General features: G+C 52.6%; 13 protein-coding genes, 1 pseudogene and 1 riboswitch. Of the genes and pseudogenes, 12 read left to right on the top strand and 2 right to left on the bottom strand.

Going from position 1 to position 14,386, the window contains the following annotated elements; translation table 11 throughout:
• Positions 1 to 36 precede the first annotated feature (36 nt).
• On the bottom strand, positions 37 to 1,497 hold the full coding sequence (pepD, locus tag HMPREF0721_RS06550) for a beta-Ala-His dipeptidase (RefSeq protein ID WP_006598863.1): 1,461 nt from the start codon (positions 1,495 to 1,497) through the stop codon (positions 37 to 39).
• 115 nt (positions 1,498 to 1,612) lie between these two features.
• Between pepD and HMPREF0721_RS06545 the strand changes: the two genes are divergently transcribed.
• The 4 genes from HMPREF0721_RS06545 (at position 1,613) to HMPREF0721_RS11525 (ending at position 5,688) form a co-directional block, all read left to right on the top strand.
• On the top strand, positions 1,613 to 2,800 hold the full coding sequence (locus HMPREF0721_RS06545; protein WP_169310222.1) for a YfhO family protein: 1,188 nt from the start codon (positions 1,613 to 1,615) through the stop codon (positions 2,798 to 2,800).
• A gap of 89 nt (positions 2,801 to 2,889) precedes the next feature.
• Complete coding sequence (locus tag HMPREF0721_RS06540; protein ID WP_006598861.1) at positions 2,890 to 3,492, top strand: HdeD family acid-resistance protein; 603 nt, start codon at positions 2,890 to 2,892, stop codon at positions 3,490 to 3,492.
• A gap of 57 nt (positions 3,493 to 3,549) precedes the next feature.
• Positions 3,550 to 4,653 (top strand): tRNA 2-thiouridine(34) synthase MnmA, encoded by a 1,104-nt coding sequence (gene mnmA / locus HMPREF0721_RS06535; protein ID WP_006598860.1) that lies wholly within the window; start codon positions 3,550 to 3,552, stop codon positions 4,651 to 4,653.
• A gap of 9 nt (positions 4,654 to 4,662) precedes the next feature.
• On the top strand, positions 4,663 to 5,688 hold the full coding sequence (locus tag HMPREF0721_RS11525) for an NUDIX domain-containing protein (RefSeq protein ID WP_006598859.1): 1,026 nt from the start codon (positions 4,663 to 4,665) through the stop codon (positions 5,686 to 5,688).
• A gap of 245 nt (positions 5,689 to 5,933) precedes the next feature.
• Here HMPREF0721_RS11525 and HMPREF0721_RS06525 read toward each other — a convergent pair whose 3' ends face one another.
• A complete protein-coding gene (locus HMPREF0721_RS06525; RefSeq protein ID WP_006598858.1) occupies positions 5,934 to 6,173 on the bottom strand; it encodes a hypothetical protein in 240 nt (79 codons plus the stop codon).
• A gap of 129 nt (positions 6,174 to 6,302) precedes the next feature.
• Here HMPREF0721_RS06525 and HMPREF0721_RS06520 point away from each other — a divergent pair, with 129 nt between their 5' ends.
• The 8 genes and pseudogenes from HMPREF0721_RS06520 to HMPREF0721_RS06485 all read left to right on the top strand — a co-directional run bounded on the left by HMPREF0721_RS06520 (position 6,303) and on the right by HMPREF0721_RS06485 (position 14,367).
• On the top strand, positions 6,303 to 6,485 hold the full coding sequence (locus tag HMPREF0721_RS06520) for a hypothetical protein (RefSeq protein ID WP_006598857.1): 183 nt from the start codon (positions 6,303 to 6,305) through the stop codon (positions 6,483 to 6,485).
• 101 nt (positions 6,486 to 6,586) lie between these two features.
• Entirely contained in the window at positions 6,587 to 7,294 is a 708-nt protein-coding gene (locus HMPREF0721_RS06515; RefSeq protein ID WP_006598856.1) for an ABC transporter ATP-binding protein, read from the top strand.
• Positions 7,295 to 7,298: 4 nt separating this feature from the next.
• A complete protein-coding gene (locus tag HMPREF0721_RS06510; protein ID WP_006598855.1) occupies positions 7,299 to 9,587 on the top strand; it encodes an ABC transporter permease in 2,289 nt (762 codons plus the stop codon).
• Between the two features lie 43 nt (positions 9,588 to 9,630).
• A riboswitch (TPP riboswitch) is annotated at positions 9,631 to 9,733 on the top strand.
• A 206-nt stretch (positions 9,734 to 9,939) separates the two neighbouring features.
• Positions 9,940 to 11,253 carry a phosphomethylpyrimidine synthase ThiC gene (gene thiC / locus HMPREF0721_RS06500; protein ID WP_006598854.1) on the top strand — a complete coding sequence of 438 codons (1,314 nt, stop codon included), beginning with the start codon at positions 9,940 to 9,942 and terminating at the stop codon, positions 11,251 to 11,253.
• Between the two features lie 427 nt (positions 11,254 to 11,680).
• A pseudogene (locus HMPREF0721_RS12595) lies at positions 11,681 to 12,169 on the top strand (ABC transporter ATP-binding protein); the annotation flags it as partial.
• Positions 12,143 to 13,372 (top strand): ATP-binding cassette domain-containing protein, encoded by a 1,230-nt coding sequence (locus tag HMPREF0721_RS06495; RefSeq protein ID WP_423219056.1) that lies wholly within the window; start codon positions 12,143 to 12,145, stop codon positions 13,370 to 13,372. The pseudogene HMPREF0721_RS12595 and the gene HMPREF0721_RS06495, both read left to right, overlap by 27 nt.
• On the top strand, positions 13,362 to 13,772 hold the full coding sequence (locus HMPREF0721_RS06490; RefSeq protein ID WP_006598851.1) for an energy-coupling factor transporter transmembrane component T: 411 nt from the start codon (positions 13,362 to 13,364) through the stop codon (positions 13,770 to 13,772). Before HMPREF0721_RS06495 ends, HMPREF0721_RS06490 begins: the two co-directional genes overlap by 11 nt.
• A 13-nt stretch (positions 13,773 to 13,785) precedes the next feature.
• Entirely contained in the window at positions 13,786 to 14,367 is a 582-nt protein-coding gene (locus HMPREF0721_RS06485) for an MptD family putative ECF transporter S component (protein ID WP_040639963.1), read from the top strand.
• The last annotated feature ends 19 nt before the right edge of the window (positions 14,368 to 14,386 follow it).

The raw sequence follows: 14,386 nt of genomic DNA, 5'->3' as shown, positions 1-14,386 counted from the left end.
CACCATTTGCCGCGAAGGGGTTTTTTGGTGCGCCGGTCATGCCAGGGCGCTGATGGTTTCACAAAGGAAAGCATAGGTACGTTTAAAAGAAGGGATGGACATGTGTTCGTTCGGCGTGTGAATATCCATATTGTCCGGTCCGATGGAGACGATGTCGAGGTTCGGCAGTTTGTCGGCGAAGAGGCTGCATTCCAGCCCGCCGTGGATGGTGACGCGTTTGAGGGGCGCGCCGGTGCGCGCCTGCCAGATGGCATTCATCGTGTTAAACAGGGGCGAATCGGCGCGGCTGGGCCAGGCCGGGTATTGTCCGGTCATCGTGGAGCGGCCGCCGAGATAATCGGCGAAGTTGATGAGCCTGTCGCAAAGCAGATCCCGGGCCGCATTATGGACCGAGCGGACGCTGAAGGTCATGGTGAAGCGTTTGCCCTCTGTGGCGGCGATCCCCAGGTTGAGGGAAGTATCCACCGCGCCGGGAACGGCACGGCCCATGGCCTGAACGCCGTTGGGCGCTGTGGTCAACGCGTAGAGCAGAAGCGCCTCCGAATCCGGCCCAAGAACTTCGGCCTCCTGCTGTTTGTTTTCGCCGTAGGTGACGGCCAGGGCCAGATTGCGGTCCCGGGCGCCGGCGATTTCCCGGAGGGTCTGCTGCAGGGCATTGATATACTGGTCGAGTTCGAGGCGTTCGTAGGGGCCGATCATCAGTTTGGCGGTGCAGGCGGTCGGAATGGCGTTCTCTTTGGTGCCGCCGTTTAAATCGATGATGCTGAAGTCAATTGTTTTGCCGATGGTCGCGAGGATCTGCCCCATGGCGACGTTGGCGTTGAGACCGAACTGATCGATGGCGTCGCCGGAATGGCCGCCGGCAAGGCCGGAAAGGGTAATGGTGGCGGCGAGCCCCTTGGCTTTCACGCGGCGCAGGGGAAACACGCATTGGATTTTGGCGCCGCCGGCACAGCCGACAGTGGCTTCGCCTTCATTCTCCGAGTCGAGGTTGATCATGCTGGCCGCGTCGGCAAAGGGTGTCATATTCAGGGCATAGGCGCCGTCCATGCCGACTTCCTCCTCGACGGTGAAAATCATGTAAAGCTTGGGATGTACGAGCCCGGGCTCGGCCATGATGGCCAGACACATGGCGATGCCCGCGCCGTCGTCGGCGCCCAGGGTCGTGCCGTCGGCATAAAGATCGTCATCCCGGACGATCAGTATCAGTGGATCCTTGGTAAAGTCGTGGGGGGAATCCGGCACCTTGTCGGCCACCATATCGAGATGAGCCTGGAGGATCACAGGCTTCGCAGCTTCGTGGCCTTTACTGGCGGGCAACGTCGCGATGACGTTGCCCGCGCCGTCTTGGTGCGCGTCGACGCCGTGAGCCGCGGCGTAATCCAAAATGTAATCGGCCAGGGCCGCGGTGTTGTAAGACGGGTGGGGGATGCGGGTGATCTGTTCAAAGGCATCAAACAGATTTTTCGGTTCGAAATCTTTTAAAATATTTTTCATGGGTGGAACTCCTCTTGGCTTTCATTGGATAATGGGTGATTATAGCACAGCAAAGCTTGAAATTTGGTTAACGGGTTGCGTTACTGTGTGCGCTGGCCTGCAGCGCAAGATTTTAATGAAAACATATCACGTGGATACGGTGAGGATTTATCATCAATATGTGCAGTCCAGCAGCAGGCAGATCCGGGCGCTCAAAACTTATGATCGCGGATCGTTTTATCGGATCGGCGAAACGAGCACGCGGCGCATGAGGGAAAGCGGAGCCGGAACGACAGCCAATTATAACGAAGCATTCGTCAATGCCTATGCCTCGAATGCAGGGTATTCTTCGACCAATGACGGGAATGTCGTTGACTTTTATGATCGGGCCGGATATAAAGAATGGGCAAAGGCGATGAATGCCGTGAATGATTCCGTCGTTCCGATCGATGCGCTGACAGGAACCAAATATGTCTTGTCGTCCTATCCGATTAAAGGATTTAAACGGGTTGAAGGTGTTGGCAGATACAATCATAAAACGGTGTATCAAAATCCCTATGTTTTTCCCTTTGCGTTTTCGTATCGGCCTGTCCAGAAGATAAAGCGGCAGGCCGCTGCGAATCCTTTTGGTTATCAAAATAAAATTATCAGCTCGGCAAGTGGAATCGAAGCTGAATATTACACGCCGGCGGTTTATCATGCAGAGACTAGAAAGACTAAAAAAGGTCTTAAAAAGATTTATCAGATTGAGGTTCCTAAAGATGGCTTGCTTTATGTTTATTTTCCATGGAAAAAAGAAAATAACGGCGTTCAAATCGATTTAAACGGCTGCAAAAAGATAGCCTATGCCTGCTGGCTTTCGCCTTCAGTGGTTTATGTTCCGACAAAGGCAGGCGAAACCACGGCGAAAATCACGGTCACAATGCCCCGAAACTTTATTTTTAAAGATGAGCAGCTTTTCGTGCTCGACTTGTCCCGTTTCCGAAAGGCTTCAGCCGTAATCAATCGCCGAGCAGCCCAAAAGATTCAAGTGAAAAACAAGAGTATTTTTTGCGAAATAGACGGCAAAACGGACGAAGCGTTATTTTTGTCCGTTCCAGAGGATAAGGCCGGCTGGCGGATTACAAGAAACGGTAAGAAAATAACAGCGGATACTTTTGCTGATTGCTTCATTTCAATTCCGTTACAATCTGGAAAAAATAAGATCGAAATGCACTACCGCGTTCCGATGTTTAAGATCGGCGGGGTTATCAGTCTGCTGACTTTAAGCGCACTGGTGTGCTATGAGGTCTTAAAAAGGAAAAACCGGCTTAGCGCCGGCTGAAAGCAAAAAAATTAGGAAAGCGAAAAATTTGCCATTGTCACCGCTTTTTTCTATAATAAGGGCACGTATCAAAACAAAGGGAGTAAACAATGAACGGACAAGGGCCTTCAGGCAGCGGCGCGCCGCGTTTTATAAAAAAATGGTTTGGGCAATGGCAGTCCCTTTTAACCGAGGGCATCATGATGGTGGTGCTGGGAGCGGCTATTTTATTGCTGCCGGGCTTTCATATTTTGTCGGTGGTGATCCGGCTGATCGGGATCGAGCGGCTGATCGTCGGAGTGATCGCGTTGATCGCCGCCAGACGGCCGGGCGGAGAATGGTCGACCGGGCGGGGAGTCTTTAATTTGGTGATCGGTTTGATACTGGCGGTGATGCCGGGATTCATCGTCGGTTTCTTTCTGGCGCTGGTCGGATTCTGGGCCATGGCGCTGGGCATCGGCATGCTGCTGGCCGGCGCAGCGCTGAGCCCCTTTTGGGGAACGCTGCGCGTGATGACAGCGGCGGTGCTCATTGGATTTGGCTTGGCGGCCATCTTCAATCCGAAGGGATTCATCCAGTTTTTTGTGACGATTTTGGCGGTCATCTGCATCGTCGTTGGCATTTGGATGATCGGCCGTTCGCAAAGATTGCATAAAGAGATCGAAGCGTGGCAAAAAGACGTGGAGGGTTATACGGATTATACGGTCGAATAACGGCAACAAAAGAATCTGGAAATTTTTAAAATCGCGGAAGGGCGGAAAGGATAAACCATGCGCATTGTGGTGGGCATGTCCGGCGGGGTGGATTCCTCCGTCGCGGCATTGCAGTTAAAGCGAGCCGGTCACGACGTGATCGGTATTTTTATGAAGAATTGGGATGAAACCGATGAAAATGGCGTGTGCACGGCGACGGAAGATTACGAGGACGTGAAACGGGTGTCGGAGGCGCTGGCCATCCCCTATTACACGGTGAATTTTGAAAAAGAGTATCAGGACCGGGTATTTGCCTATTTTCTGGCGGAATACAAACGGGGGCGCACCCCCAACCCCGACGTGTTGTGCAACAAGGAGATCAAATTCAAGGCGTTCATGGATTACGCGATGAAAGTCGCGGGTGCCGACAAACTGGCCACTGGGCACTATGCCCGCATCGACCGCGACCCGGCGAGCGGGGTCTTCCGGATGCTTAAAGGGATAGATACGGGTAAGGATCAAACTTATTTTCTTTGTCAGCTGGGGCAGGCTCAGCTCGAAAAGACGCTTTTTCCCATTGGGGATTTGCCCAAAAGCGAGGTGCGCCGTCTGGCAGAAGCGCATCATCTGATTACCGCCGGGAAAAAAGACTCCACCGGGATCTGTTTTATCGGCGAACGCAATTTCCGGCAGTTTTTGAGTCGGTATCTGCCGGCCAAGCCCGGCTTGATCAAAGATCTTTCCGGCAATGTGAAGGGGCGACACAACGGCCTGATGTATTACACCCTGGGGCAGCGCCGGGGGCTGGGCATCGGCGGGCAGGGCACCGGCGAGCCCTGGTTTGTGGTGCGCAAGGATCTTTCGGAGAACGTGCTTTATGTGGTGCAGGGGGCGGGGCATCCGGCGCTGTATTCCACCAGTTTGCGGGCCTCGGCGATGAATTGGATCGCCGGTGAAACCCCGGCTGCATCCTTTGGCTGCACGGCTAAATTTCGCTATCGGCAGCCCGATCAGGCGGTGCGTGTCACGCCGAGATCGGATACGACGATTGCTGTGGATTTTGAGAAGCTCCAGCGCGCGGTGACGCCGGGTCAGGAAGTGGTGCTTTACGACGGCGAGATCTGCCTGGGCGGAGCAACCATCGACGAAGTGACCATGGTCGATGGCCGTTTGCAGCGATAGGAGGCGGCTATGACGCGAATGAGCACGCTCTGTTATCTTTTGCAGGGCGATCAGGTGCTGATGCTGCACCGAACGGTGAAAGAACGCGATGTGAACCGCGGCAAGTGGATCGGCGTCGGCGGGCATTTTGAGACGGATGAAAGCCCGGAAGAGTGCCTGCTGCGCGAAGTCTGGGAGGAAACCGGCTATACGCTGACGGCCTGGCGGTTTCGGGGTATCGTGACCTTTGTTTCCGGCGGCGGCGTTACGGAATACATGCATTTATTTACGGCCGACGGTTTTAGCGGCGAGCCGCATCCTTGTGACGAAGGGGAACTGGTCTGGGTGGACCGCGATGCCGTGTGGGGGCTCAACCTCTGGGAGGGCGACCGGGTATTTTTTCGGCTGCTGATGGAGACGGAAAGATTTTTTTCATTGAAGCTGATGTATGACGGGCATGATCGGCTGGCCTATGCGGCGCTGAACGGCAAGCCGATGGAACTTTTTGACGTGCTGGACGAGAACGGCCGCAAGACCGGCGTGGTGCGCGAGCGCGGGGTTGCCCATCGGGACGGCAGTCTGCACGGCACGGTGCACATGTGGGTCGTGCGCCGGGGGGAAGCCGGGCCGGAGGTACTGCTCCAGAGGCGCGCGCAGAGCAAGGATTCGAATCCTGGCTGCTACGATATTTCGTCGGCGGGGCACATTGTGGCCGGCGGCGAAGTGATGGATGCGGCCGTGCGGGAAATGCGCGAAGAATTGGGCTTGACCGTGAGGCCGGAAGAGCTGCACTATTTAGGGCCGCATCGCGGGGGATTTAGGTCGCGCTTTCACGGGCATCCTTTTTGGGATAACGAGCTCAGCCATGTCTTTGTTTATACCAATCCGGTAACCGTCGATGATTTAACGCTGCAGCCGGAGGAGGTCGCCGCGGTGCGCTGGATGGGGATGGATGCCTGTCTGGCCGGCATGCATGACGGCAGCCTTCCTAACTGCATTTATGAGGACGAGCTTGAAATGGTCCGGGCCTATCTCGGTGCCGATGATTTTGAATAGCGGCGTCAAAAAAGTAAATCCGTTGATCGGATTTATTTTTTTGCGAATAAAAGTCATTGCATTATTTAATACGCGGTTGAATAAATGACGGGATGAAAATAGCGCGATTAAAAAAACCAGAGCCGCAGCAGCCCCAAAACCAAAAGATGAACCGGACAAGCCCGATAGTTGAGCCATTTCAGCCGTCGGCCGCGCCGGCCGTTATATAAGATGGTCGGGCCGAAGGCAGGAAAGGACCAGGGTCCTTAAAATAAAATAGCGTTTCCGGTCAGGGCGCCAACCGGCGGCAGATTGCGGAATAGATAAAAGGCAAAGCGTCCCGGAATTTTAAAAACCGTGGCTAAAACAAAACCGCCGGGAATCCGTGAAGGATTTGTGAGCAAAGCCTTGCCCCATGGTCCAAAAGCATGGCTATCGGTGCCGGGCGCTTTAACGCCGCACCTGAAAACAGCTGATACTTTTTTGAAGGCGTATTGGGTGGGCATTGCATGGTCATCTCCTTTGCCGACGGTGAAAAGATTTTTTAATGATAAACCATCGATGCCCTTTTGAAAAGAAAATTTAAAAAATTTCGAAAATGAGCAACTTCTCAGCGAAATGAGTGCCTAATAAAGATGAAAGGGCGAAAATGCGCCGCGGTCTTGAATTATGTGCGTATTGAAAAAGATAAAAGGCGGATGAAAGGATTGATTGCCGAGCAATTGCGAATTAAAGCATCTGGTCGCGCCCAAAGGGGTGGCCGGATTTTTTGCCGTGCTGTCAATGCGGCATTGATTAAAAAAGAAGGCTTAATATAGGGTAGTCTGTTATTCATTTATTGGAACGACAATTTGATTTGCGAAATCATTTTTTTACGGTATAATGAAGTGAGATAAAGCTAACAGACGGGAGACAGAAAATGGAAAAGGATTTTTTGAATATCGCGCATTTGAGTAAAAGCTTCGGTGAAGGCGATATGCGGACCGAAGTGCTCCACGATTTGAATTTTTCGGTGGCCCGGGGGGAATTTTGCGTGCTGCTTGGACCGTCGGGTTCCGGCAAATCGACGCTGCTCAATGTGATCGGCGGCATCGATACGGCAGACAGCGGTTTTGTGGGCATCGACGGCGAGCGCACCGTCGCGATGAACGAAAAGGCGTTGACGCAGTATCGGCGCAGACATCTGGGCTATGTGTTTCAAATGTATAATTTGATCTCCAATTTGAATGTGGAGGAAAACATTGAGGTCGGCGCTTATCTTGCCGATGATCCATTGCCCCTCGAAGCATTGCTTGAGACCCTCGGCCTCACCGAGCATCGGCACAAGCTGCCGAGCCAGCTCTCCGGCGGACAGCAGCAGCGCACGGCCATCGGCCGGGCCGTGGTTAAAAATCCGGATATTTTGCTTTGCGACGAGCCCACGGGCGCCCTCGATTATAAAACATCCAAGGAAATTTTGGGTCTGATCGAGAACGTGAATCGGCGTTTTGGCAGTACGGTCATCATGGTGACCCACAACGAAGCCATCCGGCATATGGCGGATCACGTGGTGACGCTGCTCGACGGACGGATTCGAAAAGATACGCGCAACGCCAGCCGTGTGGCCGCTGCCGATCTGAGCTGGTAGTGCCATGAGAAAACGTACCATTTCGAACCCTCTGCGCAAACGGCTGCTTCGAGAGCTGAAAACGGATTTTGGAAAATATTTTGTGATTTTCGCCTTTCTGGTGATCACCATCGGTTTCGTCTCGGGGGTGTATGTGGCCAATGGGAGCATGCTCAAGACATCGAAAGAAAGCTTTTCGCGTTATCGCATCGAGAGCGGACACTTCGCGCTCGATCACGCGGCGGATGGCGGCTTGCTTTCAACCTTGCGAAATCAGAGGATCAGGCTCTATCCTGATTTTTATAAAATGCTCAGCGAGAAAAACGGACGTCGCCAGGGCCGCGTGCGCGTTTATGCGGTCCGGCGTCAGGTGAATAAGGCCGATGTGATGGCCGGCCGTCTGCCCAAAAAAACCGACGAAATTGCCATCGACCGAATGCACGCAAATAACAACGGCATTGCCGTGGGGGATCGCATCCGAATCGGCGGCAGAAAGATGAAGGTCACCGGACTGGTGGCCCACAGCGATTATTCCGCGCTCTTTGAAAACAACACGGATCCGATGTTCGACGCCATCAATTTTGACGTGGCCGTGGTCACGGCCGAAACCTTTGACGCCCTGCCCCAGAGCACGCACTATAATTATGCCTGGATTTACCGCGGCGCGCCGAAAAACGATAACAAGGAAAAAGTGCGCGCCGACAAGCTGATGAATACCATCGCTAAGGAAGCGGCACTTTCGGGGAACCGTCTGACGGATTTTGTGCCCCGTTATTTAAACCAGGCGATCAATTTTACCATCGACGACATGGGCAGCGACCGGACGATGGCCGGCATCATGCTCGATATCCTGGTGGTGGTGCTGGCGTTTATCTTCGCGGTGACCATCAGCAATACGGTAACCAAGGAATCGGCGGCCATCGGCACCCTGCGCGCCTCGGGCTATAGCCGGGGAGAGCTATTGCGCCATTACCTGACCATGCCGCTGATCGTCACCCTGGCGGCGGCGGCGGTCGGTAACGCGTTGGGCTACACGGTGCTCAAGGGCGTTATCGAAGGGATGTATTACAATAGTTACAGCCTGCCGACCTTTGTGCCGCTCATCAGCAGCGACGCTTTCGTGATGACGACGGTGGTGCCCATTATTTTGATGATGCTCATCAACGTGGCGGTGCTGGCACAGAAGCTCAGCTTTTCCCCTCTGGCTTTTCTCCGCGGCGATCTGACCCGAAAACAGAAAAAACGCGCCATACGGCTGCCGCGCATTCGGTTTATCCGCCGCTTTCGGCTGCGCATCATTTTGCAGAACCTGCCAGGCTATCTGGTGCTTGTTTTGGGCATTACCTTTGTGATGCTGCTCCTGTATCTTGCGACGGGCTTTCCCTCGACGCTGAGGCATTATCAGCAGGAGGCCCCCGGGACGATGATCGCCGATTACCAGACGATTTTAAAAGCGCCGGTGCTGACGGCAACCAAAGGGGCGGAAGTTTTCTCGATGACGGAATTGGAGACGGTGTCCGGCGTGCGCAAGGGGGAAACGATCACGGCGTACGGCATCGCTCCCCATTCGCATTATGTCTCTGCGATCGGCCGCCTGAAGGGCCGCGAGGTCTATCTGTCCGAAGGCTTTCGGAAAAAGTTCGGCTATCGCAAGGGCGATCGCGTGACGCTTTCGGCAAAATATGAGCACAAGCGCTACCATTTTAAGGTTGCGGGCTTTACCAAGGGCGGGAGCACCATGGCGGTCTTCATGCCGAACCGGCGCTTTAACACCGTTTTCGGTTACGACACGAACCATTTTAACGGCTACTTTTCCAATCGAAAGGTTAAAGACATCGACAGCCGCCTTATTGCGACGACCATTGACCGCGGCGGCGTGACGAAAATCAGTCGTCAGCTCAATCACTCCATGGGCAATTATATGCTCTATTTCCAATACGCCTGCGTCGTGGCTGCGGCGCTGCTCATTTATCTGCTGACCAAGCTTATTATTGAGCGCAACACCAGTGCCATCTCCATGGTTAAGATCTTAGGCTATAAGGATCGGGAAATTGCCGCTTTGTATCTGATTGCGACGACCTGGGTCATCGTGCTGGCAGAGCTGATCGGTCTTTTGGTTGCCGGATTTTTGATCCGGCTGATCTGGGTGGCTTATATCAACACGATGGATGGCTGGTTCAGTTTTTATATGCCGTCGAGCGCGCAAATTAAAATGTTCATCGCTGTTTTTGCGGGCTATGCCGCCGTGACCGTGCTCGATTTCAGGCGTATCCGCAAAATTCCGATGGATACCGCGCTTAAAAATATGGATTGAGGCTTGATATCCGGGATTAGAAGGGTTACAATAAAATCGGTAAATACAGAAAAAGGGGAGCTGGCAACGGCTGAGAGGAAGCATTCGCTTCGACCCATACACCTGATTTGGATAATGCCAACGGAGGGACCATCGTGGAACTTTGAGGATATGCCTGTTCAGGTGTATCCTTTTTTGCTGTGCGCGGTCAACCGGGGGCACCACTTTTGGCCGCAAAAAACCGTGCGCAGCGCGCGCGGCAGGCCGGATCTCGGCCAGGCGCCGGAAACGCAATCTGCGGGGGATCGCTCCCGGCCGCTGCTTCCGGGGCCTTCAATCGTTAACGGTTAAGCACGAGAAGCAGGAGGCAATCATGGCAAAAATGTATCACACACAAATGGAAGCGGCGCGGCTCGGCGTGGTGACGCCGGAGCTTGAGGCCGTGGCTCAAAAAGAAAAGCGCACGGTCGAGGAACTTTTGGCGCTGATGGCGGCAGGCAAAGTGGTAATCCCGGCCAATCCAGGTCACCGGGGGCTTGATCCCAATGGCATCGGCAGCATGCTGACCACTAAGATCAACGTGAATCTGGGCGTCAGCCGCGACGTGGCGGATTATGACGCAGAGATGGACAAGGTGATGGATGCGGTGAATCTTGGGACCCATGCCATTATGGATCTGTCGAGTCACGGAAATACCCAGCCTTTCCGGCGCAAGCTCTGCACGGAATGTCCGGCGATGATCGGCACCGTGCCGGTTTATGACGCGGTGATTCATTATCAGCGTGATCTCGGCACGCTCACGGCCCGGGATTTTATCGACGTGGTGCGCCTGCACGCGGAGGACGGCGTGGATTTTGTGACGTTGCACTGCGGCATCACCCGCAATACCATCGCGCAGATCAAGGGCAACGCCCGCAAGATGAACATCGTCAGCCGGGGCGGCAGCCTGGTGTTTGCCTGGATGAGCATGACCGGTGAAGAAAATCCCTTTTACGAATATTACGACGAAATTTTGGACATCTGCCGGGAACACGATGTGACGGTGAGTCTCGGAGATGCGTGCCGGCCGGGGTGTCTGGCGGACGCTTCCGATATCTGTCAGATTGACGAACTGGTGCGCTTGGGCGAGCTGACGCGCCGCGCCTGGGCCAAGGATGTGCAGGTGATGGTGGAAGGGCCGGGCCACGTGCCGCTGAACCAGGTGGCGGCCAATATGCAAATTCAGCAGACGCTTTGCCTGGGGGCACCTTTTTACGTGCTTGGGCCTCTGGTGACGGATATTGCTCCGGGATACGATCACATTACGGCGGCCATCGGCGGCGCGGCAGCCGCCATGAACGGCGCGGCGTTTCTGTGTTATGTGACGCCGGCGGAGCATTTGGCGCTGCCCAATCGGGAGGATGTGCGCCAGGGCATTATTGCCAGCCGCATCGCGGCTCACGCGGCGGACATTGCCAAGGGCGTGCCCGGCGCCCGCGATCAGGATGACCGCATGGGAGATGCCAGACGGGCTCTAGATTGGGAGGCACAGTTTGCTGAGGCCCTGGATCCCGAAACGGCCCGGGCCATTCGCGACAGCCGCGCGCCGGAGGACGATCACAGCGAGGCCTGCAGCATGTGCGGTAAATTCTGTGCCGTGCGCAGCATGAACAAAGCCCTTTCCGGGGAGATCATCGATATTTTGTAATGCCCGTGACCGATCCGTAAAAACACCGACATTTTGATGCCGGTGTTTTTTGTATGAAGAAAACGATGCGTTAAATGCGGGCTCCAGCGATCTTAAAGAAATAGGGTGCGGTAAAAGATAGGTGGTAGGGAGAATCTTCCAAAATGATTATTTGCCAAAAGATCATTTTAGGAGGGGCGTTATGAGAAACACGGTCTTTGAACATTTCAGGTCTGTGGTTGACATTGACATTTTGCAGTTCAAATGTTAAAAAATATATAAGGGAATGTCGGCCCTTCTTTTTTTTAAAACATAAATTAGATATACCTAATATCAGAGGAAAGGCGATAATGGATGAAAATTCAGTGGAGTTCAACATAGGTTTTAAATATTCAAATGACGAAAAAAACACGTTGAACGGCGTTGACGGAAATATAAAAAAGGCAGATGTACATGCTTCTGTGGCGAGAGCGGCTGTGGGAAATCAACCTTGCTCAGATGCATCATTCACCTGGTTCCGGAATTTTATGAGGGCAAGCTTACAGGTGTTGTCTGGGTTGGCGGGGAAGATATTTCAAAGTGTTCCATCGGTGAGGTGAGCAAAAAGGTGTCTTCGGTATTTCAGGATCCGAGAAGTCAGTTCTTTACGGTGAACAGCACGACAGAGGTAGCTTTCGGATTGGAAAACACCGGCTTGTCTCATGCTGAGATTGTTCGAAAGACAGATGAAGTTTTCAGAAGATTCGGTCTTGAAAAACTGCGAGGCTGTTCTGTTTTCATGCTTTCGAGCGGAGAAAGACAGCTGATTGCCATTCTCTCGGCGATGGTTATGGATACGGATACGATTCTGCTTGACGAACCGACGGCGAATCTTGACACCGCTGCAATTAAGCGGCTTTCCCGGCTACTGATGGACATCAAGGAAACAGGAAAGACCCTTGTGATCAGCGAACACAGACTCTATTTTCTGAAAGATCTGACGGATGAATACTGGTATATGAAAAACGGAGAAATACGCCGCAAGTATAGTGCGGCGGAATTCGGCAGGCTCTCAGAAAAAGAACTGGATGAACTTGGCCTGAGAAGCACGGATCTCGATGACATCCTTCCCCAAAGATCACAACAAAATCAAGACCATACAGTTGAAGATGTTTTTGAAATCAGAGGATTGTCCTTTGGATACGATTCCGATAACGCTATATTGTCCGATGTTTCATATAAATGCCGTACAGGCAGCGTCACCGGGGTGATCGGCGCTAACGGAAGCGGAAAAACAACTTTCGGCAAGTGCATCAGCGGACTGCTGAAAGCCGGGAAAGGGGAATATTCCTTTAACGGCGTGCCGATAAAACAACAGGAGATGACAGAAAAGTCAATGTTGGTCATGCAGGAATCGGAGTTTCAGTTTTTCTCGAATTCTGTCATGAATGAAATAAAGAACGTATGGAAGAATGATGCGTCTATGGAGCTGCAGGTAGAGCAGATCCTGAAAAAAATGAATCTGTGGGCGTGCAGAAACCGACATCCTTTTTCCCTCTCCGGCGGCCAGATGCAAAAACTGACGCTGATACTGGCGTATTTTTCCCGAAAAAAGATCGTCGTGCTGGACGAGCCTACGGCGGGGATGGATCGCCGGAGCTTAAAGGCCTGCGCCGCGTTGATAAAGGAAATGGCGAAGACGAGGATGATCTTCATAATCACCCACGATATAGAATTGATCGCCAGGGTGTGCACGGACTGTATATCTATCCGGGAAGGGGAAATAAACCATCGCTTTGTCCTTGGCGGCGACGGCGCATTCGCCCGTCTGCGGGACTATATGAAGCGTTCTTTCAGTCTTGGAGATAACGTGAGAAAAGTTGCGAAACAGGCCGCAAGGGTTTTTACGGATATACGCGTTTATCTTGCCTATTTGATCGTTTCCCTGGTGTTTTGCTTTGCGGGGAACACGCTCATTCATGGGGCGATCACGACCGGTCTGCTGATTCTTGCGTTGGTGAACCGGCAGTTCAGGCAGATTGTGACGTATGTTCCGGTCTTTATTCTCTTGGCAGCGGTTCCGTGGATCACAAAGGCGCTTCTGCTTAATATCATCTCTAATTTTTTTTCTGCGCTTCATCCCTGTGGGGATGGCAATTGATATGTTGTTTGCGGGGGACGGCGCATCAAAACTGATTGCTGCCATGAGAAAAATGCGGGTATCGGAGAAAGCGATTCTGATCCTGTCGGTGATCTTCCGGTTCTTTCCGGTGATCCGGAATGATATGAAGATAGCCATGCAGGCGTTGAGGACTCGGAGTTTTTTCCCGAAGCCTTCGGACAAAATAAAAAGGATCCCAGCTTACGTGGAGATGTTGGTGGTTCCGATGATGTTCAGAGTTATCAGAATAGCAGAGTTTTTATCGGCTTCTGCGGGAACGAGGGGAATATCGCTGGAATGCAGAAAACATTCGTATATAGACTGCAAAATGACAGCCCGGGATTACGTTCTTATCATAATTCTTCCTGTTCTTATGGCGGTTTATCAAATTATAAAATAAAGGAGAAATGATTATGGAAAATTCAAAAATCGGCAACATGAAAGTCAGAGACATCATAACGGTTACCCTGTTATCGCTGTGCAGCGCGGTGATCTTTTTTGCGTTTAGTTTCCTATATGTAATTCCTGTGTTTATCCTGCTTTTTTCCGTTTTTGTTTCGCTTGTTCAGGGAATATTCTTTATGATGATCGGGATTAAAGTCCCCAAAAAAGGCGCGATCCTTCTTTATGCGATCATTTCGGGTGTCGCGGGGATGAATCTTATCTATGCCTTGGGATCGATTGCTGCAGGCATCATCGGCGAGGTGCTGCTGGCTAAAACAGGCTATGGAAAAATGAAAACCCTTGGCATTATCTACGTGATCATGCAGGTGATCAATGCTTTCACCAGCACGGTTTACCCCTATGCCATCGCTTTCGAGTCTACGAAAGAAATGATTGCGAAAACAGGCGCGGATATTGCGCTTTATGAAAAGGCCAGTCAGATGCTCGCAGGCGCTCCGATTGCGCTGATCCTTGCGGCAACGGGTGCGGCCGTACTTCTCGGCGCTTTCATTGGAAGCAAAATGATGAAAAAACACGTCGTAAACAGATAACAAACGGAGGCTGTATACC

Source organism: Pseudoramibacter alactolyticus ATCC 23263 (assembly GCF_000185505.1).
In the GTDB taxonomy this organism is placed as follows: domain Bacteria; phylum Bacillota; class Clostridia; order Eubacteriales; family Eubacteriaceae; genus Pseudoramibacter; species Pseudoramibacter alactolyticus.
Note: the sequence above shows the minus strand (reverse complement) of the source record. Positions and strands in the feature narration are given on the sequence as shown.

Excerpts from the sequence above, each read along its gene's own strand:
- HMPREF0721_RS11525 (WP_006598859.1), top strand. The coding sequence starts at position 4,663 with ATGACGCGAATGAGCACGCTCTGTTATCTTTTGCAGGGCGATCAGGTG.
- thiC (WP_006598854.1), top strand. The coding sequence starts at position 9,940 with ATGGCAAAAATGTATCACACACAAATGGAAGCGGCGCGGCTCGGCGTG.
- HMPREF0721_RS06510 (WP_006598855.1), top strand. The coding sequence starts at position 7,299 with ATGAGAAAACGTACCATTTCGAACCCTCTGCGCAAACGGCTGCTTCGA.
- HMPREF0721_RS06540 (WP_006598861.1), top strand. The coding sequence starts at position 2,890 with ATGAACGGACAAGGGCCTTCAGGCAGCGGCGCGCCGCGTTTTATAAAA.
- HMPREF0721_RS06545 (WP_169310222.1), top strand. The coding sequence starts at position 1,613 with ATGAAAACATATCACGTGGATACGGTGAGGATTTATCATCAATATGTG.
- HMPREF0721_RS06515 (WP_006598856.1), top strand. The coding sequence starts at position 6,587 with ATGGAAAAGGATTTTTTGAATATCGCGCATTTGAGTAAAAGCTTCGGT.
- mnmA (WP_006598860.1), top strand. The coding sequence starts at position 3,550 with ATGCGCATTGTGGTGGGCATGTCCGGCGGGGTGGATTCCTCCGTCGCG.
- pepD (WP_006598863.1), bottom strand. The coding sequence starts at position 1,497 with ATGAAAAATATTTTAAAAGATTTCGAACCGAAAAATCTGTTTGATGCC.
- HMPREF0721_RS06520 (WP_006598857.1), top strand. The coding sequence starts at position 6,303 with ATGAAAGGGCGAAAATGCGCCGCGGTCTTGAATTATGTGCGTATTGAA.
- HMPREF0721_RS06495 (WP_423219056.1), top strand. The coding sequence starts at position 12,143 with ATGGACATCAAGGAAACAGGAAAGACCCTTGTGATCAGCGAACACAGA.
- HMPREF0721_RS06485 (WP_040639963.1), top strand. The coding sequence starts at position 13,786 with ATGGAAAATTCAAAAATCGGCAACATGAAAGTCAGAGACATCATAACG.
- HMPREF0721_RS06490 (WP_006598851.1), top strand. The coding sequence starts at position 13,362 with ATGGCAATTGATATGTTGTTTGCGGGGGACGGCGCATCAAAACTGATT.
- HMPREF0721_RS06525 (WP_006598858.1), bottom strand. The coding sequence starts at position 6,173 with ATGCCCACCCAATACGCCTTCAAAAAAGTATCAGCTGTTTTCAGGTGC.